The organism is Jhaorihella thermophila, from assembly GCF_900108275.1.
Taxonomy (GTDB): Bacteria; Pseudomonadota; Alphaproteobacteria; order Rhodobacterales; family Rhodobacteraceae; genus Jhaorihella; species Jhaorihella thermophila.
On record NZ_FNVD01000012.1, the window covers coordinates 15,557 to 39,717 of the forward strand.

At 66.9% G+C, this 24,161-nt stretch carries 24 protein-coding genes; 7 read left to right on the plus strand and 17 right to left on the minus strand.

The genetic code is table 11. The features are described from left to right. Nucleotides 1–99: 99 nt before the first annotated feature. Complete coding sequence (locus C4S70_RS13520; RefSeq protein WP_200822769.1) at nucleotides 100–1,536, plus strand: DegQ family serine endoprotease; 1,437 nt, start codon at nucleotides 100–102, stop codon at nucleotides 1,534–1,536. Between the two features lie 122 nt (nucleotides 1,537–1,658). Here C4S70_RS13520 and C4S70_RS18680 read toward each other — a convergent pair whose 3' ends face one another. The 6 genes from C4S70_RS18680 to C4S70_RS13545 all read right to left on the minus strand — a co-directional run bounded on the left by C4S70_RS18680 (nucleotide 1,659) and on the right by C4S70_RS13545 (nucleotide 6,200). Further along, nucleotides 1,659–1,820 (minus strand): hypothetical protein, encoded by a 162-nt coding sequence (locus tag C4S70_RS18680; protein WP_160114879.1) that lies wholly within the window; start codon nucleotides 1,818–1,820, stop codon nucleotides 1,659–1,661. Between the two features lie 128 nt (nucleotides 1,821–1,948). Beyond that, the gene (locus C4S70_RS13525) at nucleotides 1,949–2,614 is read right to left on the minus strand and encodes a Crp/Fnr family transcriptional regulator (protein WP_104008647.1); all 666 of its coding nucleotides are present in this window, start codon (nucleotides 2,612–2,614) and stop codon (nucleotides 1,949–1,951) included. Nucleotides 2,615–2,710: 96 nt separating this feature from the next. Then, nucleotides 2,711–3,319 carry an inner membrane-spanning protein YciB gene (locus C4S70_RS13530; protein WP_104008648.1) on the minus strand — a complete coding sequence of 203 codons (609 nt, stop codon included), beginning with the start codon at nucleotides 3,317–3,319 and terminating at the stop codon, nucleotides 2,711–2,713. Between the two features lie 18 nt (nucleotides 3,320–3,337). After that, nucleotides 3,338–4,240: an EamA family transporter gene (locus C4S70_RS13535; protein WP_104008649.1), complete on the minus strand. Its 903-nt coding sequence runs from the start codon at nucleotides 4,238–4,240 to the stop codon at nucleotides 3,338–3,340. Between the two features lie 100 nt (nucleotides 4,241–4,340). Further along, complete coding sequence (ftsY, locus tag C4S70_RS13540; RefSeq protein ID WP_104008711.1) at nucleotides 4,341–5,510, minus strand: signal recognition particle-docking protein FtsY; 1,170 nt, start codon at nucleotides 5,508–5,510, stop codon at nucleotides 4,341–4,343. Between the two features lie 60 nt (nucleotides 5,511–5,570). Next, on the minus strand, nucleotides 5,571–6,200 hold the full coding sequence (locus tag C4S70_RS13545; protein WP_104008650.1) for a lysoplasmalogenase: 630 nt from the start codon (nucleotides 6,198–6,200) through the stop codon (nucleotides 5,571–5,573). Between the two features lie 126 nt (nucleotides 6,201–6,326). Between C4S70_RS13545 and C4S70_RS13550 the strand changes: the two genes are divergently transcribed. After that, nucleotides 6,327–6,722: a hypothetical protein gene (locus C4S70_RS13550; RefSeq protein ID WP_104008712.1), complete on the plus strand. Its 396-nt coding sequence runs from the start codon at nucleotides 6,327–6,329 to the stop codon at nucleotides 6,720–6,722. A gap of 108 nt (nucleotides 6,723–6,830) precedes the next feature. Here the strand turns inward: C4S70_RS13550 and xseA are convergent, their stop codons facing one another. Continuing rightward, nucleotides 6,831–8,387: an exodeoxyribonuclease VII large subunit gene (gene xseA / locus C4S70_RS13555; RefSeq protein WP_104008651.1), complete on the minus strand. Its 1,557-nt coding sequence runs from the start codon at nucleotides 8,385–8,387 to the stop codon at nucleotides 6,831–6,833. Nucleotides 8,388–8,461: 74 nt separating this feature from the next. Between xseA and purD the strand changes: the two genes are divergently transcribed. Further along, on the plus strand, nucleotides 8,462–9,733 hold the full coding sequence (gene purD / locus C4S70_RS13560; RefSeq protein ID WP_104008652.1) for a phosphoribosylamine--glycine ligase: 1,272 nt from the start codon (nucleotides 8,462–8,464) through the stop codon (nucleotides 9,731–9,733). Between the two features lie 135 nt (nucleotides 9,734–9,868). Here purD and C4S70_RS13565 read toward each other — a convergent pair whose 3' ends face one another. Next, a complete protein-coding gene (locus C4S70_RS13565) occupies nucleotides 9,869–10,525 on the minus strand; it encodes an RluA family pseudouridine synthase (RefSeq protein WP_104008653.1) in 657 nt (218 codons plus the stop codon). A gap of 115 nt (nucleotides 10,526–10,640) precedes the next feature. Here C4S70_RS13565 and C4S70_RS13570 point away from each other — a divergent pair, with 115 nt between their 5' ends. Both C4S70_RS13570 and C4S70_RS13575 read left to right on the plus strand, forming a co-directional pair. Then, nucleotides 10,641–11,051 carry a nuclear transport factor 2 family protein gene (locus C4S70_RS13570; protein ID WP_104008654.1) on the plus strand — a complete coding sequence of 137 codons (411 nt, stop codon included), beginning with the start codon at nucleotides 10,641–10,643 and terminating at the stop codon, nucleotides 11,049–11,051. A gap of 13 nt (nucleotides 11,052–11,064) precedes the next feature. Then, nucleotides 11,065–11,769 (plus strand): SGNH/GDSL hydrolase family protein, encoded by a 705-nt coding sequence (locus C4S70_RS13575; protein WP_104008655.1) that lies wholly within the window; start codon nucleotides 11,065–11,067, stop codon nucleotides 11,767–11,769. A 192-nt stretch (nucleotides 11,770–11,961) separates the two neighbouring features. On the opposite strand, the gene C4S70_RS13580 is transcribed toward C4S70_RS13575, so the two are convergent. The 3 genes from C4S70_RS13580 to C4S70_RS13590 form a co-directional block, all read right to left on the minus strand. Beyond that, nucleotides 11,962–12,804: a flagellar motor protein MotB gene (locus C4S70_RS13580; RefSeq protein ID WP_104008656.1), complete on the minus strand. Its 843-nt coding sequence runs from the start codon at nucleotides 12,802–12,804 to the stop codon at nucleotides 11,962–11,964. A 134-nt stretch (nucleotides 12,805–12,938) separates the two neighbouring features. Continuing rightward, nucleotides 12,939–14,567, minus strand: a complete 1,629-nt coding sequence (locus C4S70_RS13585; RefSeq protein WP_104008657.1) for a long-chain-fatty-acid--CoA ligase — start codon at nucleotides 14,565–14,567, stop codon at nucleotides 12,939–12,941. Between the two features lie 175 nt (nucleotides 14,568–14,742). Beyond that, nucleotides 14,743–15,666 carry a threonine/serine dehydratase gene (locus C4S70_RS13590; RefSeq protein ID WP_104008658.1) on the minus strand — a complete coding sequence of 308 codons (924 nt, stop codon included), beginning with the start codon at nucleotides 15,664–15,666 and terminating at the stop codon, nucleotides 14,743–14,745. Nucleotides 15,667–15,752: 86 nt separating this feature from the next. On the opposite strand from C4S70_RS13590, the gene C4S70_RS13595 reads away from it, so the two are divergent. Then, complete coding sequence (locus C4S70_RS13595) at nucleotides 15,753–16,595, plus strand: LOG family protein (RefSeq protein ID WP_104008659.1); 843 nt, start codon at nucleotides 15,753–15,755, stop codon at nucleotides 16,593–16,595. Between the two features lie 25 nt (nucleotides 16,596–16,620). On the opposite strand, the gene C4S70_RS13600 is transcribed toward C4S70_RS13595, so the two are convergent. From C4S70_RS13600 to C4S70_RS13615, 4 genes are all read right to left on the minus strand, one after another. Beyond that, nucleotides 16,621–16,830 (minus strand): hypothetical protein, encoded by a 210-nt coding sequence (locus tag C4S70_RS13600; RefSeq protein ID WP_104008660.1) that lies wholly within the window; start codon nucleotides 16,828–16,830, stop codon nucleotides 16,621–16,623. Nucleotides 16,831–16,951: 121 nt separating this feature from the next. Then, nucleotides 16,952–17,338: a phage holin family protein gene (locus C4S70_RS13605; protein ID WP_104008661.1), complete on the minus strand. Its 387-nt coding sequence runs from the start codon at nucleotides 17,336–17,338 to the stop codon at nucleotides 16,952–16,954. A gap of 85 nt (nucleotides 17,339–17,423) precedes the next feature. Then, nucleotides 17,424–18,611 (minus strand): 23S rRNA (adenine(2503)-C(2))-methyltransferase RlmN, encoded by a 1,188-nt coding sequence (gene rlmN / locus C4S70_RS13610; protein ID WP_104008662.1) that lies wholly within the window; start codon nucleotides 18,609–18,611, stop codon nucleotides 17,424–17,426. A gap of 141 nt (nucleotides 18,612–18,752) precedes the next feature. After that, a complete protein-coding gene (locus tag C4S70_RS13615; protein ID WP_104008663.1) occupies nucleotides 18,753–19,298 on the minus strand; it encodes an invasion associated locus B family protein in 546 nt (181 codons plus the stop codon). Nucleotides 19,299–19,467: 169 nt separating this feature from the next. Between C4S70_RS13615 and C4S70_RS13620 the strand changes: the two genes are divergently transcribed. Further along, nucleotides 19,468–20,472, plus strand: coding sequence for an asparaginase (locus C4S70_RS13620; RefSeq protein WP_104008664.1), 1,005 nt, complete (start codon nucleotides 19,468–19,470; stop codon nucleotides 20,470–20,472). Nucleotides 20,473–20,584: 112 nt separating this feature from the next. Here the strand turns inward: C4S70_RS13620 and C4S70_RS13625 are convergent, their stop codons facing one another. Beyond that, on the minus strand, nucleotides 20,585–21,697 hold the full coding sequence (locus C4S70_RS13625; protein ID WP_104008665.1) for a CaiB/BaiF CoA transferase family protein: 1,113 nt from the start codon (nucleotides 21,695–21,697) through the stop codon (nucleotides 20,585–20,587). Nucleotides 21,698–21,784: 87 nt separating this feature from the next. Next, a complete protein-coding gene (locus C4S70_RS13630; RefSeq protein WP_104008666.1) occupies nucleotides 21,785–24,064 on the minus strand; it encodes a response regulator in 2,280 nt (759 codons plus the stop codon). Nucleotides 24,065–24,161 lie beyond the last annotated feature (97 nt).

The following is a 24,161-nucleotide window of genomic DNA, read 5'->3' on the forward strand; positions in this document are numbered from 1 at the left end:
CCGATTTTTTGCAGGGCGCCCGCCGTCCGCGAACAGGCCCGAAAGACGAGGAGAACTTCATTGCAGAAGACCGCAATCGCGATTTCATCCGCCCGCACAATGCCGATCGCGGCGCTCCGGGCATTTTGGCTCACCGTTCTGGCGACGATCCTGCTGGCGGCGCAGGTGGCGATCGTCCAAGCGCGGCCCGACAGCTTTGCCCCGCTGGTGGAAAAGGTCAGCCCGGCGGTGGTCAACATCACCACCACCACGTTGATCGAGGGGCGGTCGGGCCTGCAGGGGATCGTGCCCGAAGGCTCTCCGTTCGAGGATTTCTTCAAGGACTTCCAGAACCGCAACGGCGACCCGGACCGGCCACGGCGCTCGAACGCGCTGGGATCGGGCTTTGTGATCTCCGAAGACGGCTATGTCGTCACCAACAACCATGTGATCGAAGGGGCCGACGAGATCTCGATCGAGTTCTTCTCGGGCCAGACGCTCGAGGCCAAGGTGGTCGGCAAGGACCCCAAGACCGACATCGCGCTGTTGAAGGTGGAGGCCGACAAGCCCCTGCCCTTTGTCACCTTCGGCGACAGCGACACCGCCAAGGTCGGCGACTGGGTGATCGCGGTCGGCAACCCTCTGGGCCAGGGCTTTTCGGTTTCGGCGGGGATCGTGTCGGCGCGCAACCGGGCGCTCAGCGGCACCTATGACGACTACATCCAGACCGACGCGGCGATCAACCGGGGCAACTCGGGCGGTCCCTTGTTCGACATGGACGGCAAGGTGATCGGCGTGAACACGGCGATCCTGTCGCCCACGGGCGGCTCGATCGGCATCGGCTTTTCGATGGCATCGAACGTGGTGTCCAAGGTTGTCGATCAGCTCAAGAAATATGGCGAAACGCGGCGCGGCTGGCTGGGCGTGCGGATCCAGGACGTGACCCCGGACGTGGCCGAGGCGATGGGGCTCGACAAGGCCGCCGGCGCGCTGGTGACCGACGTGCCCGACGGCCCCGCCAAAGAGGCCGGGATCGAGATCGGCGACGTGATCCTCAGCTTTGACGGGGTCGAGGTGAAGGACGTGCGCGCGCTGGTCCGGCAGGTCGGCGACACCGAGGTCGGCAAGACCGTGCGCGTGGTGGTGTTCCGCGATGGCAAGCGCAAGACGCTGACGGTCACGCTCGGCCGCCGCGAAGACGCCGAACGCGCCGAAAACGGCGGCGACGAAGGCGGCCCGGCACCCGGCCCCGCGGGCGGCGAGATTCTGGGGCTCACGCTCCAGTCGATGGACGACGAGCTGCGCGCCGAACTGGGCCTGCCGGAGTCGGCCGAGGGGCTGGTCATCGTGGATGTGGATGAAATGTCCACCGCCTATGAAAAGGGCCTGCGCGCCGGCGACGTGATCACCGAAGCCGGTCAGCAGAAGGTGCGCTCAATCCGTGACCTCGAGGACCGCATCGCCGAGGCAAAGGACGCCGGGCGAAAGTCGATTCTCCTTCTGGTCCGACGCAGCGGCGATCCGCGCTTTGTGGCGCTGCCGATCGACGAGGACTGATCCCTTCGGACATCACGAGAATCGAAAAGAGCCAGGACGAGACTTCGCCTGGCTCTTTTCTCCTGGCCGGCCCCCGGTCGGGCCCCCCGGCGCACCCGCCGGCCAGGGGAGGAGGCCGATCCTCAGTGCATGCCGCCGATCCGGTCGATGCGGTTCTGCGTGTGCAGGAAATAGCGCGTCTCGGCCGCGATCCAGGCGCTGACCACATGCAGGGCCGGGCCAAGCTTGCGTGTCGAAACGGCCGGAACCGGGCGCCCTTGCGGTGCGGTGTATTTGGCTTGCATCTTGGTATCCTCCCTGTTTCGTGTCCCCGGGTGGTTCCGGTGTCTGCGAAGTTGAATCCAGACTGCCAGCGAATCGCCGCTCGGTCTGTGAACCGGGTTACAGAGCGGTAAAATGGATGGAACCGTGGTCAGAGCAGTTCGGTATCGGCCAGCGTTTCCAGCGCCGCGCGGTCAAGGATCGTGATCTCGCCGCGACCGACATCGACCAGCCCCTGCCGCTTCCAGGTGGCCAGCGCCTTGGACACCGCTTCGCGGGTGGCGCCCACGAATTCCGCCAGCTCGGCCTGTGAAAGCGCGATCCGGCCGTCCCTGCCCGGGTCGGAGAGGTAGAGAAGCTTGCGTGCCAGCCGGCTGCGCATCGGCAGGAACACCTGTTCGTTCAGCTGGCTGTTCATCCAGCGCATCCGCTGCCCGGCCAGGCGGATCATGTCGATCGCCAGTTCCGGGTGGCGCTGCAGCTGCGCCAGCACGTCGCCGCGCCGCACGCGGCAGACGCGGGTCGGTTTGATCGCGGTGGCCGTCGCCGTGCGCGGCCCCGGATCGAACAGCGCGATCTCGCCGAACACCGCGCCCGGCCCCATCAGGTCCAGCGCCAGCTTGCGCCCGTCGGCCGAGACCACCGAGAACTCGATCGCTCCTTCCACGATCGCGAACAGTTCGTCGCCCAGCTGCCCCTGCTCGATCAGCACCTCTCCGGGGACAAGATCGATCCGGCTGGCCTGTTCCGACATCACCTGCCGCAACAGGTCCGAGGCCTGCGACAGGAATCCGATTTCGGGAAGGGCGACGGTCATGACGATGGCACGGACAAATGAACCATGCGTCCATCCTAGAGGCGGAGGGGCGGTTTACCAAATCTTTTGGGTGGGTTCGAACAGGGAACGACCGATTCAGCGGTCCTGCTCGGACTCGATCAGGTATTTCTGCAACGTGGCGATCTGCAGCCAGAGGAAGACGAACAGCGCGATGGGGAAACCAAAGGTTTCGATCTTGACCCACAGGTCGGTGGACATGGTGCGCCAGACGATTTCGTTGGCCACGGCCAGAGCGGCGAACCCCGCGCACAGCCGCCGGGTCAGGATCATCCAGCCCTCGGGTTTCATCGGCAGCATATCGTTCATCACATAGGCCAGGTATGATCGGCCCTGCACCAGCCCTATCCCCAGAAGCCCGGCGAAGACGCCATAGACGATCGAGGTCTTCATCTTGAAGAACCGTTCGTCGTTGAACCACGCGGTCAGCCCGCCGAAGAAGATCACCATGAAAGCGGTAAAGATCTGCAGGCGGCTGACATGGCCGGTCTTCCACCACAAGATCCCCATTGCGCCCAGCATCAGCGGGACAAAGGCGATGGTCGAGACGATGAAGCCGGAATAGTCCGTGCCGAGAAAGCTGTAGGTTTCGTCGCGGATCGCCATGTAGATGAGGAAAAAGGCCAGCGGCGGGCCCAGTTCCAGCACCTGTTTCAGGATCGGGTTGATCGGTTTCTGCTCTGCCATGGGTCCGATCTAATCGCTTCAGCCGCCCATCTCAACCAGAACCGCGCCGGCGGCGATCAGGGTCATGAGCGCGATCCGGCGCGGCCCCACGGTTTCCTTCAGGACGAGCCAGCCGATCAGGGCGGCGAAAACGGTCGAGGTTTCGCGCAGAACCGCGGCCTCGCCCACCTTGTCCAGCCGGGTGGCCAGCATGATGGAGCCGAAACTGGCAAAGGCCACCAGCCCGCCGGCAAAGCCGCGCAGGATCAGCGGGCCGGGCGCGGGGCGGTCGGCCAGGCGGCGCCAGCGCAAAATGGCGATGGGCGGAAAGCTGAGCCCGTCGAGCATGAAGAACCAGGCCAGAAAGGTGAACGGATCGGCGGTGGCGCGGATGCCGTAGGCGTCGTAGGTGGTGTAAAGCGCAACGAACAGCCCTGTCGCAAAGGCCAGCGCCAGCGCGGTCCCGAGCGTCTCGCGCGCGGTTTCCAGAAAGGCAAGGTTGTAGGCGGCAAGGCCGAAAATGCCCGACAGCAGCACCGCCACCCCCAGCCATTGCAGGGCCGTGAAGGTTTCGCCGAACATCAGCCACGCGCCGATCACCGCGAACAGAGGCCCGGTGCCGCGCACCACGGGATAGACCACGGTGTAGGAGCCCTTGGAATAGGCGCTGGCCTGCAGGATCTTGTAGCCGGCATGGATCACCCAGGCGGTGGCGAAGATCGGCCACATGTGCGGTTCGGGCCAGGGCACGACGAAGAGCGCAAAGGGCGCTGCCATCAGCCCGTAGGCCCCGTCGATCACGCCGCGTGACAGCCAGGGGTCGTGCCGGCCCTTTTGCAGCGCGCCGAACACCGCGTGGAGAAACGCCGCCGCCAGGGCCAGGACCAGGGCAAGGTCGTGCCCGGCCGGCGTACCTTCGAGCGGGGCGAGCCAGCTGCTCATGGCTAGTCGGCGCGGAGAGCGGTCGGGCGGGGGGCTGTCTGCCCCCCGCACCCCCCGAGGGTACTTCCGACCAGAAAGAAGCCGAAACGCGCCGGCGCCATCAGTTCGCGTCGAGGCCGACCAGGGCGGCGGCGAATTCTTCGGGGTCAAAAGGGGCGAGATCGTCGATCTGTTCGCCCACGCCGATCGCGTGGATCGGCAGGCCGAACCTGTCGGCCAGCGCCACCAGCACGCCGCCCTTGGCGGTGCCGTCGAGTTTCGTCATCACGAGGCCGGACACGTCGGAGATCTTCTTGAAGGTTTCGACCTGGTTCAGCGCGTTCTGTCCGGTGGTCGCATCCAGTACCAGCAGCGTGTTGTGCGGAGCGGTTTCGTCCTTCTTGCGGATCACGCGAACGATCTTGGCCAGTTCCTCCATCAGGTCGGCGCGGTTCTGCAACCGCCCGGCGGTGTCGATCAGCAGAAGGTCGGCGCCCTCTTCCTGCGCCCTGGTCATCGCGTCGAAAGCCAGGCTGGCCGGGTCGGACCCTTCGGGCGCGGTCAGCACCGGCACGCCTGCACGGTCGCCCCAGACCTGGAGCTGTTCCACCGCCGCCGCGCGGAACGTGTCGCCGGCGGCGATCACGACCTTCTTGCCCGAAGCCTTGAACTGGCTGGCGAGCTTGCCGATCGTGGTGGTCTTGCCCGAGCCGTTGACCCCCACCACCAGCACGACCTGCGGCTTTTTCGGATAGAGCGGCAGGGGTTTGGCGACCGGTTCCATGATGCGGGCGATTTCTTGCGCCAGCAGCCGCTTGATTTCCTCCACCGAGAGTTTCTTGCCATAGCGGCCTTCGGCGAGATTGGCGGTGACCCGCATTGCCGTGTCCACACCCATGTCCGAGGCGATCAGCAGTTCTTCGAGCTGCTCCAGCATGTCGTCGTCCAGCGTGCGCCGCAGGACCGGTTTGCCCTCGCGCCGGCCCAGAAGGCGACCCAGAAGGCCGGGTTTGACGGCAGACGTCTCGGGCGGGGGCGGTGCGGGCGTGGGATCGGCCGGCTCGGGCTGCGGCGTGGGGACGGTGACCGGCTCTTCGGGCAGGGGGGCCGGTTCCGGCAGCTCGGGCTGGGGGGCGGGCTGCGGTTCGGGTTCGGGAATGGACGGTTCGGGTTCGCCGCCGAGTTCGGCGGGCTCCTCGGTGCCGCCTTCCTCGACGATCGCGTCGAGGCCCTGTTCGATGCGCGAGGAGGACTTGAACAGCCGCTCCTTGAGTTTCGAGAAAAACGCCATGGTCGTCTCCGCAAGGGGTTTCATCTCACCTAATGCGGATCGGGCGCGGTTGCAAAGGGATCAGGTGAAGGCCGCGACAAAGCCCGCCTGCGCGCCCCAGTAAAGCAGCCAGACGGCGTGAGCGGTCGCCCGGCGGGCCGGGTGTCGGTCGGGCAGCAGGAATTTCTCGGCCGCGAGGATCAGGTCCGAGGCGATGAAGGCCAGCGCGGCGGCCAGAGGCGCCACGAAGGGGAGGGCGAGGGCGGAGATGCCCATGCCGATGATGATGGGAATGTAGGCCAGAACCGGACCCCTGAGCGGGCCGGCGCGGCGGGCCAGGATCCATGCCACCACGAGGCCCGCGGTTGCGAGGGCGGCGGCCACCCACAGGCCCGGTGCGGAGGTTATCCGGCCGGGATCCGCCTGCGGCTGCGTGAGAAAGAGCGCGGAATAGGCCAAGTGCCCGCCGGCGAACGCACCCACGCCTGCCATGAAGCCCTGATCCGTTTCCCGCGACAGCAGCCAGTCGCCCAGCGCGCAGAGCGCGAGAGCCACCGTCAGGAGAGGTGGCCCGCCCGCCATCCAGACGAAGGCGGCCAGCAGGGCGACCGCCGCCGTCTTGATGACCGAGCGGGTCAGGCTCGGCGCCTGCGTGGTCAGGACCAGATAGGCGGCGGCGCAGAGCGTGGCGAGTGCGATCGGCAGGGTCATGGGCGCAGTCTGATCGCGCCCTTGGGACGGGTCAAAGCTGACGTCGCGGCGACCTGTGGCGCGGGGCGCGGAGGTTTGGTCCGGGGCGTGCTGGCGGGGGCCGCCGCGATCTGGCACAATCCGGTCATGCGCATGATCATGGCGATTCTGTCTCTCCTGACGGGGGGTCCGCTTGCGGCCGGAGAGCCGCTGTCGGCGAATGCCTTTGACGCCTATACGCGGGGCAAGACGCTGTATTACGCCCATCAGGGCGAGACCTATGGCGTGGAGCGCTACCTGCCCGGCCGGAAGGTGATCTGGTCGTTTCTGGACGGGGATTGCCGGCAAGGCCGCTGGTATGAAGAGGGCGGCATGATCTGTTTCGTCTACGAAGACCGGCCGGACCCGCAGTGCTGGCATTTCGAGCAGGGGCCGGGCGGCCTGATCGCGCGGTTCGAGAACGACCCGGAGGCGACGACACTTTACGAAGCGCGGGATCTTGACGAGGACATGATCTGTTACGGCCCGAAGATCGGCGTCTGAAGGGCCGGGGTCGCGCAACTGGGGCGTTTCGCGGGCGGTGAGCGGCATGCAGTGGGTATTTATGACCAGAAAGAAGCAGGGCCGGATGCTGTCCAGCACGTCAAGCCGTCAGAACAGAGTGGCTTGGCCGGGGTCGTCCGGACTGTCGTCCCGGCCCGATGGCTTGCGTGGCGGGGCGTTCGTGACGGGCAGGCGGCCGTCGGCGAACTCGATCTCGAGCGCGCGGTGTGGGAGAGCCTGCGCGCGACTGGTAACGGGCCTGCCCCCGGCCCGGACCACCGCATAGCCGCGCGCGAGTGTCGCCTTGTAGGAGAGCGTCTCACGCAGGCGGTCGGTGGCTTCCAGTTCGCGCCGCCAACGGTCGATCCCGCCGCGGGCCGCCGTGGAAAGGCGGTGCAGCAGGCGGCTCAGATCATTGCGGTGACGCACAATGGCGCGATCGGGCCGGGTCGCGACAAGCCGCGCGGCGAGCGTGCCGAGCCGTTCGCGGCGCATGGCCGCGGCGCGGACCAGGGCGGGCTCCAGCCGCGCGCCGAGCGCCGCGAAGCTGCGCCGTTCATGGGCGATGGCGCGCCGCAGGGTCGAGGCGCGGAGCGACCCGCCGAGTTCGCTCAGCTTCAGGCGGCGCGTCTGAACCCCGCGGATCAGCGCGTTGGGCAGCGCCTCGCCGGCGCGGTCGAGCCTTTGGCGTGGGCCTTCGAGCAGCGATTCGGGGCGCGGCAGGGCGCGGGACAGGTCCGCGAGCCGCTGGCGGCGCCGCGTGATCGCGTCACTGGCCGCGCGGGTCAGGCGCGCGCCGAAGTCGTCGCAGGCGGCGATCAGTTCCAACCGCACCGGCACCGCCATCTCTGCGGCGGCCGTGGGCGTCGGGGCACGCTTGTCCGCCACGTAGTCGATCAGCGTAGTGTCGGTTTCGTGCCCCACCGCCGAGATCAACGGGATCCGCGAGGCCGCCGCCGCGCGGGCGACGATTTCCTCGTTGAAGCCCCAGAGATCCTCGATCGACCCGCCGCCGCGGGCGACGATGATGAGATCGGGCCGGGGCAGCGCCCCGCCGGGGCTGAGGCGGTTGAAGCCTTCGATCGCGCGGGCGACCTCGGCCGCGCAGCTTTCGCCCTGCACCGCCACCGGCCAGATCAGCACCTTGCGCGGGAACCGGTCGCGCAGCCGGTGCAGGATGTCGCGGATCACCGCGCCCGATGGCGACGTCACCACGCCGATGATACGCGGCAGGAAGGGCAGCGGCTTCTTGCGGGCGGGATCGAACAGCCCTTCGGCGGCAAGCTGCTTCTTGCGCTTCTCCAGCAGGGCCATCAGCGCGCCCTGTCCGGCCACAACGACCTCGTCCACGTTCAGGTTGTATTTCGACTGCCCGCCGAACGCCGTCATGCGGCCGGTGACGACGACCTCGAGCCCCTCTTCCGGCATCACCGACAGGCCGGCGATCTGCCCCTTCCAAGTGGTGCAGGCCAGCACGTTGCGGTCATCCTTGATGTCGAAATAGAGATGCCCCGACCGCGCCCGGAACACGCGGCCCACCTCGCCGCGCACGCGGATCCGGCCGAACGCGCCTTCGAGCGTGCGTTTCACCGCGCCCGAGATTTCGGCCACGGTATATTCGGGCAGGTTCTGCCCCGGTCTGGGATCGTCGAGCAGGTCGGACATATCATCGCCTTGTGATGGTCGCGCGCAGACCTTAGAACGCCCGGCAAGCGAGGCCAAGCGCAACGGAGACACCCATGAACATCCTCATTCTCGGCAGCGGCGGGCGCGAACACGCCCTGGCCTGGGCGGTCATGCAGAACCCCAAATGCGACAAGCTGATCGTCGCGCCGGGCAATGCGGGGATCGCGCAAATCGCGGAAATCGCCGCCCTGGACATCGAGGACGGCGGCGCGGTCGCCGAGTTCGCCCAGGAAAACGCGATCGACTTCGTGATCGTCGGCCCGGAGGCACCGCTGGCCGCCGGCGTCGCCGACCAGTTGCGTGACACGGGGCTGCTGGTCTTCGGCCCCTCGGCCGAGGCCGCGCGGCTGGAGGCATCAAAGAGCTTTACCAAGGAGATCTGCGATGCCGCCGGTGCCCCCACTGCGGCCTATGCCCATTTCACCGATGCGGCAGCGGCCAGGGAATATGTACGAACCCAGGGCGCCCCGATCGTGGTCAAGGCCGACGGGCTGGCCGCCGGCAAGGGCGTGATCGTGGCGATGGACGAACAGGCCGCGCTGGATGCCATCGACGACATGTTCGGCGGCGCCTTCGGCGGGGCGGGCGCCGAAGTCGTGATCGAGGAATTCATGGAGGGCGAAGAGGCCTCGCTCTTCGTGCTATGCGACGGCAAGGACATCCTGCCGGTCGGAACCGCACAGGATCACAAGCGCGTGGGCGAAGGCGACACCGGGCCGAACACCGGCGGCATGGGCGCCTATTCCCCCGCCCCGTTACTCAGCCCCGACGTCGAACGTCGCGCAATCGAAGAAATCGTGCGCCCGACCATCGAGGAGATGGCGCGCCGAGGCATTCCCTATCAGGGGGTGCTCTACGCCGGCCTCATGATCAAGGACGGCCAGCCCAGGCTGGTGGAATACAATGTCCGCTTTGGCGACCCGGAATGCCAGGTTCTGATGATGCGGCTGGGGGCGCAGGCGCTGGACCTGATGCAGGCCGCGGCCGAAGGGCGGCTGGCCGAGGCCTGGGTGAACTGGGCCGACGATCACGCGATGACCGTGGTGCTGGCCGCGCGCGGCTATCCCGGCGCCTATGAAAAGGGCAGCGTGATCGGCGGGCTCGACACCCTGCCCGAATCGAGCTTCGAGATGTGCTTTCACGCCGGCACGGCCGAACGCGACGGGCGGATCGTCGCGGTGGGCGGGCGCGTGCTGAACGCCACCGCGCGCGGCGCCACCCTGCAAGAGGCCTGCGACCGCGCCTATGCCATGGTCGACGCGATCCACTGGCCCGAAGGCTTCTGTCGCCGCGACATCGGCTGGCGCGCGCTGAAGAACCTCTGACGGACAGTTGCATCGGGACGAAGGGCCGGGATGCACGCGACCGGCCGGAGTCGCGGCATCACCTCTTCATCTTGCCTCAAATACTCCGGGGGTCCGGGGGCAGCGCCCCCGGCCGGCCCGCCTCGTCGCGCCGCGTCAGAATGGCGCCGCCACGCGGAACCGCATGCCGATCCCGCCCTCCGGATGGCGAATCCGCAGCTCCTCGGAATGCAGCATCAGCCGGGGAAAGTCCCGCGCCGGCCCCGTTGCATAAAGCGGATCGCCCAGGATCGGATGGCCCAGCGCCAGCATGTGCACCCGCAGCTGATGACTGCGCCCGGTCTTCGGCATCAGCCGCACCCGCGTCGTGCCCGCCTCGTGCCGCACCACCCGCCACTCGGTCAGCGCGGGTTTGCCGGTTTCCCGGCACACCTTCTGGCGCGGCCGGTTCGGCCAGTCCACGATCAGCGGCAGATCCACCTCGCCCGTCTTCGGCTCCAGCCGCCCCCAGACCCGCGCGACATAGACCTTCTTGACCTGACGCTTCTCGAACTGCAGCCCCAGATGCCGCTGCGCGTGCGGGGTCAGGCCAAAGACCATCACGCCCGAGGTATCCCGGTCCAACCGATGCACCAGCAGAGCATCTGGAAACGTCGCCTGCACCCGTGTCAACAGACTGTCGGCCAGGTCCGGCCCCTTGCCCGGCACGCTCAGCAGGCCGGCGGGCTTGTTCACCACCAGCAACTGCGCGTCCTCGTGCAGGATCTCCAGCGGATCGGTGGGCGGGTCGTATCGGCTGCCATCGTCATTCATGGCCCCTCCCTACCGGCAGCGGTCTGACGCCACAAGTTCCCCAGCGTCGCGCTTGCCCCGCCCTGGCCCCTGCGCAAAGCTGCCGCCGACCATGAAACCGAGGAGAACCCCGCCCATGCACCCCACCATCGAACGCATGATGGAAATCGTCGCCAGCGGCGACGACAGCCTGATCGCCGAGATCCTCGCCGAGGACGTCCGTTTCATGCCGCCCACCTACTGGGCCACCTGGACCGGCCGCGAACCCGCCGCCGCCGTTCTGGGCCATGTCGGCAAGGTGTTCCGGGATTTCCGCTACCGCCGCGTGATGGGCGACGGCAAGGACTGGGCGCTCGAATTTCAGTGCAAGGTCGGCGACCTCGACGCGGTCGGGGTGGACCTCATCACCCTGAACGATGACGGCCTGATCGAAACCTTCGAGGTCGTGATGCGCCCCTACAAATCCGTGGGCGCCCTGCGCGAGGCCATGAACGCGCGGGTCCAGACCGACCCCCGCTTCCTGAAATTCCGCGAGGCCCTCTCGTAACAGCCCGCCGCCCATGCCGGTCCCGCTCGACGTGATCGCCCGCCTGCCGCTCGCCCCGCTCCTCGCGGCCCAGGCGGTGGCGGTGCGACGGGCCGCCCTGATCCTGCCCGAACCGCCCGGCCCCCGTCGCGGCAAGGCCGGAGACGGCCCGCCGCTGCGTCTGCTGATCGCGGGCGACTCCTCGGCCGCTGGGGTCGGCGCCCCCCACCAGGATGCCGCCCTCTCCGGCCAGCTGGTGCGCCGCCTCTCCCGCCATGTCCACCTGACCTGGCGGCTCGAGGCCGCAACCGGCGAAACCACGCGGGACGCCATCGACCGCCTCAAGCGCCTCGACGCCGGCCCCTTCGACGTCGCGATCCTGGCGCTGGGCGTGAATGACGTAACCCACGGCACCACGCGGCGCGGCTGGATCGCCGGGCAACGCGCGTTGCACGACCTGCTGCGCACCCGCTTCGGCGTGCGCCGGATCATCGCCTCGGGCCTGCCGCCGATGGGACAGTTCCCGGTTCTTCCGCAACCTCTGCGCTGGATCGTTGGACGCCAGGCTCAACGGTTCGACATCGACCTTGCGCGCATGGCCGGACCCGACCTGATTCACCTGCCCCTGCGCCTGGACCCCGACCCGCGCTTCGTGGCCCGGGATGGCTACCATCCCAGCCCGGCGGCCTATTCGGAATGGGCCCGCATGCTGGTCGAACACGTCCTGAACGACGGGTAACGGTCCCGACAAACAATGGTCCGGCCACGGTCGATCGTCCCATAGCCCCTCTTCTTTCTGGTCGGAAATACCCCGGGGAGCGCGAGGGGCAGCGCCCCTCGCACTATTCCTCCTGGTGCGCCTCCGGCGCAACGGGCAGCGCCCCTCGCTCCGGTCGGATCGATCCAGCCGATCCGAAATCGCGCCGCCCCGCTACAGCCCCTCGCGCAGCAGGATGATTTCCACCCGGTTGTTGCGCGCCGCCATCGGGTTTGGCACCGCCAGCGTGCGATCTGCATGGCCGGTGACACGCTTGATCCGGTCGGGCTCCATCCCGCCCTTCTCCAGCAGCCGCCGCGTCGCCATGGCGCGCGCCGCCGACAACGGCCAGACCGGATTGTCCGCCAGAACCACCGGCTGCGACCGGGTATGACCTTCGACCGCGACCCCGTTCACGACCATTTCCGAAACCTCCGCCACCACCCCGATCAGCGTCTTCATCAACGCGGTGGGCCGATCGGTGCCGTCCTCGAACAGCGGTTCCTCTTCGGTATCGAACAATTCGATGATCAGCCCCTCGTCGGTGATCCGGGTCTCGACATGACGCATCAGCGTGTCGCCCTCCAGAAGCTCGCCGGCACGGCCGTTCAGCGCGTCCTCCACTGCCTTCCACGCCTCCAGCTCCTGCGGCTCACCGCCTTGCAGATCCTGCCCCGACGCCCCGCGCGCCGCACGTTCCGCCGTGGCCCGGACATCCGTCGCCCCGATGCCGTCCCGTATCATGGTCTGATCCGCGAAAAGGCTCTCTCCTCCGAAGGCGCCTTCGCCGCCGCCGGATACCCGCGCGATCGGCACCTTCGGCGAAAAAAAGTCCGCCAGCCCCTTGCGCTGTTTCTCGGTCGTCGCGTTCAACAGCCACATCAGCATGAAAAAGGCCATCATCGCCGTCACGAAATCCGCATAGGCGACCTTCCAGGCGCCGCCATGATGGCCATCGCCCGATACGACCTTCTTCCGCTTGATGACGACCGGCGCGGCATTCGTGTGCCTGCCCATCTCCACCACTCTCCTTTCACCCACGTTCAGGGATAGGCAAGAGCGATTAACGGCGGGCTAACAGTTCAAATACGACACAGTTTCGAACCGGCCGGGCGCGCCGGGTGTGGGTAACTGGCGCGCCCGTCACGGCGTCAGTCCGCGCCTTCCAGCAGGATGTCGCCGAACTCTTCGCGCAGTTTGTTCTTGAGCACCTTGCCCGTGCCGCCCAGCGGCAGGCTTTCGACGAACACGGCGCGGTCGGGGATCTGCCACTTGGCGATCTTGCCTTCGAAATGGCGCAGCAGCTCGTCCTCGGTCACCTCGGCGCCGGGCCGTTTGATGACCACCAGCACGGGGCGTTCGTCCCATTTCGGATGCCGCGCGGCGATCGCCGCGGCCTGCTGCACGCCGGGATGGGTCATGGCAATGTCCTCCAGTTCGACGGTCGAGATCCACTCGCCACCCGACTTGATGATGTCCTTGGACCGGTCGCGGATGATCATGTAGCCGTCGGGGTCGATCGTGGCCACGTCGCCAGTGTCGAACCACCCGTCCGGCGTCAGCGCCGACTTGTCGGCCTTGAAATAGGTGTCGATGATCCAGTGGCCGCGGATCTGCAGGTTGCCCTGGGTTTCGCCGTCTTCGGGCAAGACATTGCCTTCGTCATCGACGATGCGCAGCTCCACCCCGTAGGGCGGGCGTCCCTGGCCTTCGCGGATGGCCTGGCGTTCCTCTTCCGACAGCGCGTCATGCTTCTGCAACAGCTGGTTCATCGTGCCCAGCGGGCTGGTTTCGGTCATGCCCCAGGCATGAACCAGATCGACGCCATACTTGTCGCGGAAGGTCGGAATCATCACCTTGGGCAGGGCCGAGCCGCCGACCACGGTACGCTTGAGGCTTTCGATCTTGCTGCCGGTCTTTTCCAGCGCCTGCAGCAGCCCCATCCAGATCGTCGGCACGCCCAGCGCGAGCGTCACCTTTTCGTCGTCGATCAGCCGCACCAGGCTCTCGCCGTCCAGATTCGGTCCCGGCAGAACCAGCTTGGCGCCGTTGGCGGCGGCGATGTAGGGCACGCCCCAGGCGTTGACGTGGAACATCGGCACCACCGCCATCACCGTGTCGCGGGCGGAAATGTTCAGCCCGTCGGGCTGGTTGCCGCCCAGCGTGTGCAGAACCGTGGTGCGGTGGGTGTATTCCACGCCCTTGGGATGCCCCGTGGTGCCCGAGGTATAGCACAGGTTCGACGGCATGTTCTCGTCAAGCTCCGGCCAGACGTAATCGTCTCCCTCGGCCGCGAGCAGCTCGTCATAGAACAACAGCCCGTCGAACTGTGCGATCGCCTCGTCGTCGCGCGGCCCCATCAGGACGAAGTGCTCGACCGTCTCCAGTTCCTTGCGCAGCCCCGCCACGGCCGGCAGGAAGGTCTTGTCAAAGAACAGAACCCGGTCCTCGGCGTGGTTGATGATGTAGATCAACTGTTCGGGAAACAGGCGCGGGTTGATCGTGTGGCAGACCAAGCCGGCCCCGGCCACGCCGAAATAGATCTCCAGATGCCGCCGGTTGTTCCAGGCGATCGTGGCGCAGCGCTGGCCGGTGCCGACGCCCAGCCGCTCCAGCGCCGAGGCGAGCCTGCGCGCGTTGGTCTCGATCCCGCCCCAGTTGGTGCGCTCGATCCCGCCCGTGGTTTCCACCGACACCACCTCGCCGGTCCGGTGATAATGCCCGGCATGGGCGATCAGCGAACTGATGGTCAGCGGTTTGTACATCATCTTGCCAAGCATGGAGTCTCTCCCCTTTCGCGCATCGCGCGGCTTCCCTTGCAGCAACAGGACCACGCCGGCGGCGCCGGCCTCCTCCCGATCGCGCGGGACTCTAGCGCCTGCCGCGCCCGGCGCAACGGGGGCGCGGGGTTTGACCCCGCGTCGGAAACGGGTTGCCGCCGAAAGTGACGCCTCGTCAGGATTCGAATGGATCGGGCGCGATATTGGCCCCGCAGACCAGAACCGCCACGGATTCCCCGGGTTCGGGCCGATATGCCCCCGATATCAGCGCCGCCAGCGCCGTCGCCCCCGCGGGCTCCACCAGCACCCGCCGTTCGCGCCACAGCATTTTCTGCGCCCGCGCGATGGCCGCGTCCGGAACCGTGACCGTTTCTATCCCAAACCGGCGGGCGAGGTCGAAACAGATCCCGCCGATCCGCCGCGCACCCAGAGAATTCGCCGCGATGCCCGAGACCTCCACATCGACCGGCGCCCCGGCCGCCAGCGCCGCGTTCAGGGCGCAGGAGGTTTCCGGCTCGACCGCGACCACCTTGCGCGCGCCCTGCAACCAGCCCAGCGCCCCGGCGATCAGCCCGCCGCCGCCCACCGCGATCAGCACCGTGTCGGCGCTCAGCCCCTGCGCCTCCCATTCCCGCAGCACGGTGCCCTGACCCGCCACCGTTTCGGGTGCGTCGTAGGCATGGATCTGCATCGCGCCGGTTTCGGCCTCGTAGGCGCGGGCGGCCTCCAGCGCGTTGGCGTATTCGCCGGGCACCACCGTCAGGTCGGCGCCGATGTCGCGGATCAGCGCGATCTTGGACGGCCCGGCCATCTCGGGGACGAAAATGCGCGCCCGATGCCCCAGCGCGCGGGCCGCATAGGCCACCGCCGCGCCATGATTGCCGCCCGAGGCCGCGACCAGCCCCGCCGCGGGCACCGGCCCCGACAAGAGCGTATTGAACGCGCCGCGCGGCTTGAAGCTGCCGGTGTGCTGCATCTGCTCCAGCTTCATCTGCACCGGAACATCCAGCCCGAAGCCGCGCGCCTCAAGCACCGGTGTCACCTGAACATGGTCCGCGATGCGCTGCGCCGCTGCCTCGATCCGCGATTTCCAGTCCATGTCGCGCTCCTGTCGCTGGTCTTGTCCGCGCGAACCCTATAGGGCTGGACCCGACGCGAAACCAGATCAATCGCACGGGGACACAAATGAGAGACGACCGCCACCGCATGTTCCGTGACGCACAAGCCGACCGCGAGGTCGCCGGCCACCTTCCGTCCACGCCCCAGACACGTTCGCCCACCTATCGGCTGGCCTTTGCCGATGACGAATTCCTGCTGCGGGACGAACTGCGCCCGGTGCGGCTGCAACTGGAACTGCTGAAATTCGAGATGCTGCTGAACGAGGCGCAGGTCGAAAGCACCATCGTCATGTTCGGCGGCGCGCGCATCCCCGAACCCGCCCGCCGGCACGAGGCGCGGACCGAAACGCTGGCCCGGCTGGCCGACTTTTACGACGAGGCGCGCGAATTCGCCCGACTGATGACCGAAAAATCCATCGCCTCGGGCAATCGCGAGAACGTGATCTGCACCGGCGGCGGACCCGGCGTGATGGAGGCCGGCAACCGTGGCGCGGCGGACGCGGGGGGCGTGTCGATCGGGCTGGGGATCGTTCTGCCGCACGAACAGGCGCCGAACCTCTATGTCACGCCGCACCTGTCGTTCAACTTCCACTATTTCGCGATCCGCAAGATGCATTTCCTGATGCGCGCCCGCGCGATCTGCGCCTTTCCGGGCGGGTTCGGGACGCTGGACGAAATGTTCGAATCGCTCACCCTGATCCAGACCGGACGGATGCAGCGCGTGCCGTTTCTGCTGTTCGGGCGGGAATTCTGGGACAGCGTGATCAACTGGGACGCCCTGGCCGATGCCGGCACCATCTCGCCCGAGGATCTGGACCTGTTCCGCTATGTGGAGACGGCCGCCGAGGCCGTCCACCTGATAGACAACTGGGAGCCCGCACCGCCGCGCGAGGAGATCCCCGGCCGATGAAAACGGGCCGGCGGCAGGCCGGTCGTCAGTTCATGTGTCGGGGCAGAATGCCCAGATCGGTGCCCTGCGGCAGGCGGGTCACCACCTGGGCGCCATCGACGTCGCGAATGCCAAGCCCGTAGCCGGCCAGGCGGAATTTCCATTCCCGCGGGCTCAGCGCCTTGGCGCGTTCGCGCCGGATCAGGTCCAGAACCGCGGCTTCGACCACGGTGCCACCGATTTCTGAATGTGCCATCAGTCCACTCCTGCAATTGTCTGCATGATGGAAACTGACTGTCGATCAGGGTGGGATTGGCGCGCGAATGAGGAAACTTCGGGGCAACCGGCGAAACTGTTTCCAATTCCGCGACGGTGGATCAGCCTTTCCGCTCTTCCCGCAGGCTTTTGAACACATAGACCGGCAACAGGATGCCGGCGATCAACGCCCCCAGCCACACGATCAGGGTGCCCAGCAGCAGGTTGGCGATGCCGCCCACGGTCATGCCTTCGACGAACATGTTGGTCAGCCAGAGCCCGACAAAGGTCGTCACCAACGCGGTCCCGCCCATCAGCGCCGGCATGCGTTTTCTCGAGATCCGGGTAATCAGGGGCGACGCGATCATGTAGATCACGGTAAAGACGACGACGGCAATGACAAAGGCCAGCGGCGCAACGTTGAACCCGTCCAGCAGGACCGTGGCTAGAAACAGGCCGATCGCATTGCCCGCAAGAGCGGCAACGGCGGACCAGAACAGACGAACCATGGGGCTATCCTCTCTCGCACAGTGCAATCTGCGCGCAGGTTAGTCCGCCCGGCGAATGTTTTCACCCCATTTGCGGGGTCTGCGGTCAGCCCTGACGCAGGCCCGCCTCGGCCTCGATCTCGCGGCGCGACTTGCGGGCGCGTTCGGTGGCCGATTTCAGCTGGCCACAGGCGGCCATGATGTCCTCGCCGCGCGGCGTGCGGATCGGGCTGGCATAACCGGCCTTGTAGATGATGTCGGCGAACCGGCGGATGCGGTCATCGGGCGATCGCCGGTAGGGTGCGCCGGGCCACTCGTTGAACGGGATCAGGTTGATCTTGGCCGGAATGCCCGCGATCAGCCGGATCAGCCGCCGGGCGTCTTCGTCGCTGTCGTTCACCCCGTCCAGCATCACGTATTCGAAGGTGATCCGCTCGGAGTTCGACAGCCGCGGATAGGCGCGCAGCGCCTCCAGCAGCTGTTCGATGTTCCAGCGGCGGTTGATCGGCACCAGCCTGTCGCGCACCTCGTTGGTGGTGGCGTGGAAGGACACCGCCAGCAGGCAGCCGATTTCCTCGGCGCAGCGGGCGATTTCCGGCACCACGCCGCTGGTCGAAAGCGTGATGCGGCGGCGCGACAGGGCGATGCCTTCGCCGTCCATCACCACCTTCATCGCGTCGCGCACGTTGTCGAAATTGTAAAGCGGCTCGCCCATGCCCATCAGCACGATGTTCGACAGCAGCCGGGTTTCGTCCTTGGGCTTGCCCGGCTCCGGCCATTCGCCCAGATCGTCGCGTGCCATCATCACCTGCCCGACGATTTCCGCCGCGGTCAGGTTGCGCACCAGCTTCTGCGTGCCGGTATGGCAGAAGGAACAGGTCAGCGTGCAGCCCACCTGAGACGACACGCACAGCGTGCCGCGTCCCTCCTCGGGGATATAGACGGTTTCGACCTCGTGCCCGCCGGCAATCCGCACCAGGTATTTCCGCGTGCCATCGGCGCTGATCTGGCGGCTGACGACCTCCGGCACCTCGATCACGAAGTTCTCGGCCAGTTGCGCGCGATAGCTCTTGGCAAGGTTGGTCATTGCGTGGAAATCACGCACGCCCCAGTGATAGATCCACTGCCAGATCTGCCCGACCCGCATCTTCGCCTGCCGTTCGGGCGTGCCATGCGCGATCAGCACCTCGCGCAGCTGGTCCCGCGTCAGGCCGACAAGGTTGATCGGCCCCTCCGGCGACCGGCGGGGAATGGTGACGACATCCTGCGTGATCGGCGTGGTCGGGACGGGCATGAGGCAAACTCGTTGAAGATTCGCGCGACAAGCGCCCCCTATACAGGGTTTTGCCGCGATTTCAAAACCCGCCGCGCCGACCAACACAACCAAAGGTTATCCCCGCCGGGACAGCCTTGAGTCCACGGGCTTTTTCGCCGCCTACTTGGCGCAACGCTTTTCGGCATCCTCCACCGCCGCGGTAAAGCCCAACAGAGAAAACGTGTCCTTGGTCTGGGTTCCCCGCTGCGAGCGCGCCGTGAGCACCGCATTCGTGCCCCGTTTCATCGCGGCGATGATCTTGGCGTCATCGGCGGACGTTGCCGGCCAGGCCCATTCACCGTCGGTGAACAATTCGAATTCGGTTCCGCCGATATCGAGATTGACGGTCGAGCCCTTGGCAAAGGGATAGCCCCCGGTAAAGGTCACCTGCCCCTTGACCTTGGCCTCGGGGCGGTAGAACACGAACAGCAGAATGTCGCCGCGACGCACGGCGACCACGCGGCCGTTCCGGGTGTTCACCGTCTTCTTGGGTGCGGACACCGCCCAGCACTCCTTGGGGTTTTCCTCGACGAAGACGCTCCAGTCGGTCTTGGCGGCGACGCGGTTGCTGCTCTTCTCCTGCGCCGCGGCCACGCCGGCCGTGGCGGTGAAGACCATCCCGGCCAGGCTCAGACACATCGCGACGCGGGCAAGTTTCTTTCCCATTTCGTCCAGACTCCCAGACTTCCTACCTCAATTTCCGGCGCGCGGGCGGATCTTGGCGATCCGTTTCGTCTTGCGCGCCCGTTCCAATACGGACATAGACACAATAGCCCGATCGCGACCACAGGCGAAAGAGCGATTGGCAGGAATTCGCCACCGTCGGAGACGCCACATGACCCAGCCCGTCCCCTTGGCCGAAATCTGGCGCGGCCCGTTTCTGGAAAGCCTGCATCTGGGACATGCGGTGATCTGCGACGATACCGGCCAGATCGTCCATGCCTGGGGCGATCCGCAGGCGCTGATCTACCCGCGCAGTTCCTGCAAGATGGTGCAGGCGCTGCCACTGATGACCTCGGGCGCGGCGGATGCCTTCGGCCTGACCGACGAACAGCTGGCGCTCGCCTGCGCCTCGCACAACGGCGCGGCCATCCACACCCGCCGCGTGCAGGCGTGGCTGGACGACCTGGGGCTTGGCGACGACGATCTGCGTTGCGGCCCGCAGGAACCGGCGGATATCGAGGAACGCAACCGCCTGATCCGGGCCGAACAATCCCCCTGCCAGTATCACAACAACTGTTCGGGCAAGCATTCCGGCTTTCTGACTCTTGCCAAACACCTCGGCGCCGGACCCGACTACATCGACATCGACCACCCGGTGCAGAAGGCCGTGCGCGAGGCGTTCGAAGAAGTGACCGCCGAGGACAGCCCCGGCTATGGCATCGATGGCTGCTCGGCGCCGAACTTTGCTACCACCCTGCACGGGTTGGCGCGCGCGATGGCGTGGTTTTCCTCGGCCCATGACCGGTCCGACACGGCCAGCCGGGTCGCGGCGCGCCTGGTGCGGGCGATGATGACCCATCCCGAACTGGTCGCGGGCAAAGGGCGCGCCTGCACCGTGCTGATGCGCGCGGCCGCAGGCCAGGCAGCGGTCAAGACCGGGGCCGAGGCCGTGTTCGTCGGCATCCTGCCCGAACGGCGCATGGGGATCGCGCTGAAGATCGCCGATGGCGGCACGCGCGGCGCCGAATGCGCGATCGCGTCGCTTCTGGTCGCGCTCGGCATCCTCGACGCCAACGACCCGGCGGTCCGGAAATGGATGAACGCGCCCATCCTGAACCGGCGCGGGATAGAGACCGGCAGCATCCGCCCGGCCGGCACGCTGCCGCGCAAGCTCTGAGCCCAAGCCCCGACCCGCTCTTCATCTTGCCGCAAATACTCCGGGGGAGCGCGAGGGGGCCGCGCCCCCTCGCCTCGGTCGGATTGGCGCACGCCAATCCGAAACGCCCATTCTAACCCGACGATTTCGGCAGTTTCGGGGCGCTGCGCTCCAGCGACAGTTCCGCGTCTGAGAACTTCCACGGCCCCCGGACACCTGGCACGCCTTCGGGACGGATCACCATGCCGCGATGGGCGATCTGGGGGTCGTTCAGCGCCTCCCCGACGGAATTGATCGGCCCGGCCGGCACCGTCGCCGCCTCGAGCGCGGCCAGCAACTCTGCCTTGCTCCACGCCGCCAGCGTTTCCTCGATCGCCGCCGTCAGATCGCGGCGGTTGGCCACGCGGGATTCGTTGTCGGCATATCGGGGATCGTCGCGCAGGTCCTCGCGCCCGATCACCTCGCAGAATCGGTGAAACTGCGCATCGTTGCCGACCGCCAGGATGACGTGACCATCGCGGACCGGAACCACCTGATAGGGCGCGATGTTAGGATGCTCGTTGCCCAGCCTCACGGGGCTCACTCCCGAGGCCAGGAAATTCATCGTCTGGTTAGCCAGCATCGCCACGGAACAGTCCAGCAGCGACATGTCGATATGCTGCCCCCGCCCGGTGCGGTGGCGCTGCTCGACCGCGGCAAGTATTCCGATCGCGCCATACAGCCCCGTCACCACGTCGGTGATCGCCACGCCCACCTTCATCGGCTGCCGGTCAGGCTCGCCGGTGATCGACATCAGGCCCGACATGCCCTGCAGCAGAAAGTCGTATCCCGCCCGCGAGGCATACGGCCCGTCCTGCCCGAATCCGGTCACCGAGCAATAGATCAGACGCGGGTTGACGCGGCTCAGGCTGCCATAGTCCAGCCCGTATTTCGCCAGCCCGCCCACCTTGAAATTCTCGATCAGGATATCGGCATCGCGCACCAGGTCGAGCACTGTCCGCCGCCCTTCCTCGGTGCGGAAATCGGCCGTCACGCAGGTCTTGCCCCGGTTCGCGGCATAATAATAGGCCGCCGTGCGGTCTCCGTCACGCTCGATGAAGGGGGGGCCCCATTTGCGGGTGTCGTCGCCCTGGGGGGATTCCACCTTGATCACCTCGGCCCCGAGATCGGCCAGCGCCTGCCCGATCCACGGTCCGGCGAGAATTCGGGCCAGTTCCACAACCTTCAACCCGCTCAGCGGCGCCATACTGCTCCCCTCCGGCATGAGTTTCACCGCATGGTTAGGCCCGACCACCGGACAAGGCAAGCGCGGCAGGGCGCGACCGCAGTGCGGTCACTCGGCCGCGGGGCGTCTGCCGTCGTCCGGGCCGGAACGAAGCTGGCGGATCATGTCATGCAGTGCCGGCTTGCGGATCGGCTTGGTCATGTAGCGATCAACCCCCGCGTCCAGGATCTCCTCGGCATCCTCCGGCAGGGCATGCGCAGTCAGGGCAATGATCGGCACATGGCCGCCCGTTTCGGCTTCGATCCGGCGGATTTCGCGTGTCGCGGCCTTGCCATCCATCCCGGGCATCGAGATGTCCATGAACACGATGTCGGGCGAAAAGTCGCGAAACGCCTCGATCGCTTCGATCCCGTTGTTCGCAAGACGCAGGTCGATGTCGAGCCCCGCCAGCATCTTGCGGAACACCAGCTGGTTGGTGCGGTTGTCCTCGGCTGCCAGAATGCGCAGCGGGCGCGGACACCCTTCCTCTGCGCCGGCCGCGCCATCCGCGCCCGCGGATGGCGCCGTCTCCTCTTGCGGCGGCGCGGCCGAACCGGGGTCCGGCTGCGCCAGTGCCTTCGCCGATTCCGAACGCAGTCGCGGCCCCCTTGGATCGGCCGGTGTGACGCTTGCCCCCAGCTCGGCCAGACGCGCGAAGAGATCCGCGCGCGGCACGGGCTTTTGCAGCATGCCCTGAAGATGCCGAAGCCCCGGATCATTCTTCGCCGCGCCCAGATTGGACGACAGCAGAAGAATCGGCACCCGGGTCCAGCCAGTCGCCCGCAGCGCCTCGGCCAGTTCCAGCCCGTCCATTTCGGGCATGGCGTGGTCGGTGATCACCAGATCCACGTCCGGCCGCATCGCCGCCAGCGCCTCGCCCCCCGATTCGCAGGCCGTCACCCGCGCGCCCAGCATTGCCAGCTGACGCTCCAGGATCTCGCGGTTGATCGGGTGGTCGTCCACCACGAGCACATGCCGCAACCCTTCGGGCAGGCGCGGTTCGGGCCGTTCCTCGGCCTCTGCCTCGGGCAGCGTCACGCGAAAACCGAAGCACGACCCGCGCCCCTCTTCGCTGTCCACCCAGACCGACCCGCCCATCAGCTCGACCAGCTGGCGCGAGATCGCCAACCCCAGACCGGTGCCCTCGAACTGGCGGTTGCGGTCATCCTCGACCTGGTTGAACTCGCCGAACACATGGTCGAGCTTGTCCGCCGGAATGCCGATCCCGGTATCCTCGACCGCCACGTGGATCGCGCAGCCTTCCGGTTGCGGCACGCCAGTGACGCGGATCAGAACATGGCCCTGCGGGGTGAATTTCACCGCATTTCCGACAAGGTTGGTCAGAACCTGCCGCACCCGGCCGCGGTCGCCCACGAACCGCGTCGGCAGGAACAGGTCGTAATCGACCAGCATGTCGATACCCTTGTCCCGCGCAGAGGGCTGCAGGAGCATCACCACCTCGTGAATGCAGCGCTCCAGGTCGAACGGCTCGGGGTGCAGGGTCAGCTTTTCCGCCTCGATCTTGGAATAGTCGAGCACGTCGTTGATGATGACCAGAAGCGCCTCGCCCGAGTTGCGGATGGTATCGACGTAGAGCCGCTGTTCATCGGTCAGATCGGTGTCGCCGAGGAGTTCGGCCATGCCCACCACGCCGTTCATCGGCGTTCGGATTTCGTGGCTCATGTTGGCGAGAAACGCCGATTTCGCACGATTGGCGGCCTCGGCCCGTTCGCGGGCGGCCTCCAACTCGACCTCGTATCGCACGGAGGAGGTGATGTTCAGCGCCAGGCTGACGACGTCGCCGCCATGTCCGCGCTGGTCGATCAGCTTGATGTATTGATCGTTCCAGGTGCGCATTACGATCGGTTTCGGGTTGGGCGCGTTCCACCGTTCGATCATCATCGCGCGCCATGCGTTCGGGGTCAGATCCTCGGTGTTGATGAGTCCCTCGTCGGTCAGAAGCTGCAGAATGCGCATGTAGCTGATGCCGGGACGGACTTCCTCGAGCCCGTCGAAAAAGTCGATATAGGCCGGGTTCGCGGCGATCAGCCGGTTGTCCGAATCGAAAAAGGCAAAACCGTCCTGAATCGCGCTGATCGACAGCCACAACCGCCGCTCGGCGATCTCGACCTTCTGGTTGGCGGCATGCAGATCGGATCGGGCGCGCTGGGCCTCGTCGCGGACGGTTTCGACCTCCGCCTGGGTCTGGCCGATCTTTCTGGTCAGTTCCATCGCGTGCCGGCCCAGCTTGCGGTTGGCGGCGAGAAGCTCGGCCTGCTTCAGCTCGAGCATCCGTTCGGCGGCCAGCCGCGCCCGCCTTTCCTGCGCCAGTTTTTCGGCAAGGCTCATCCGTGCCGACCTCCGCCTGTGAACCGCGTGGCGTGTGCCGCCCCTGTTTGCCAGTCGATGCTTGGCGAGTCGGAATGAATTCCAGGTTAAGCGCGAC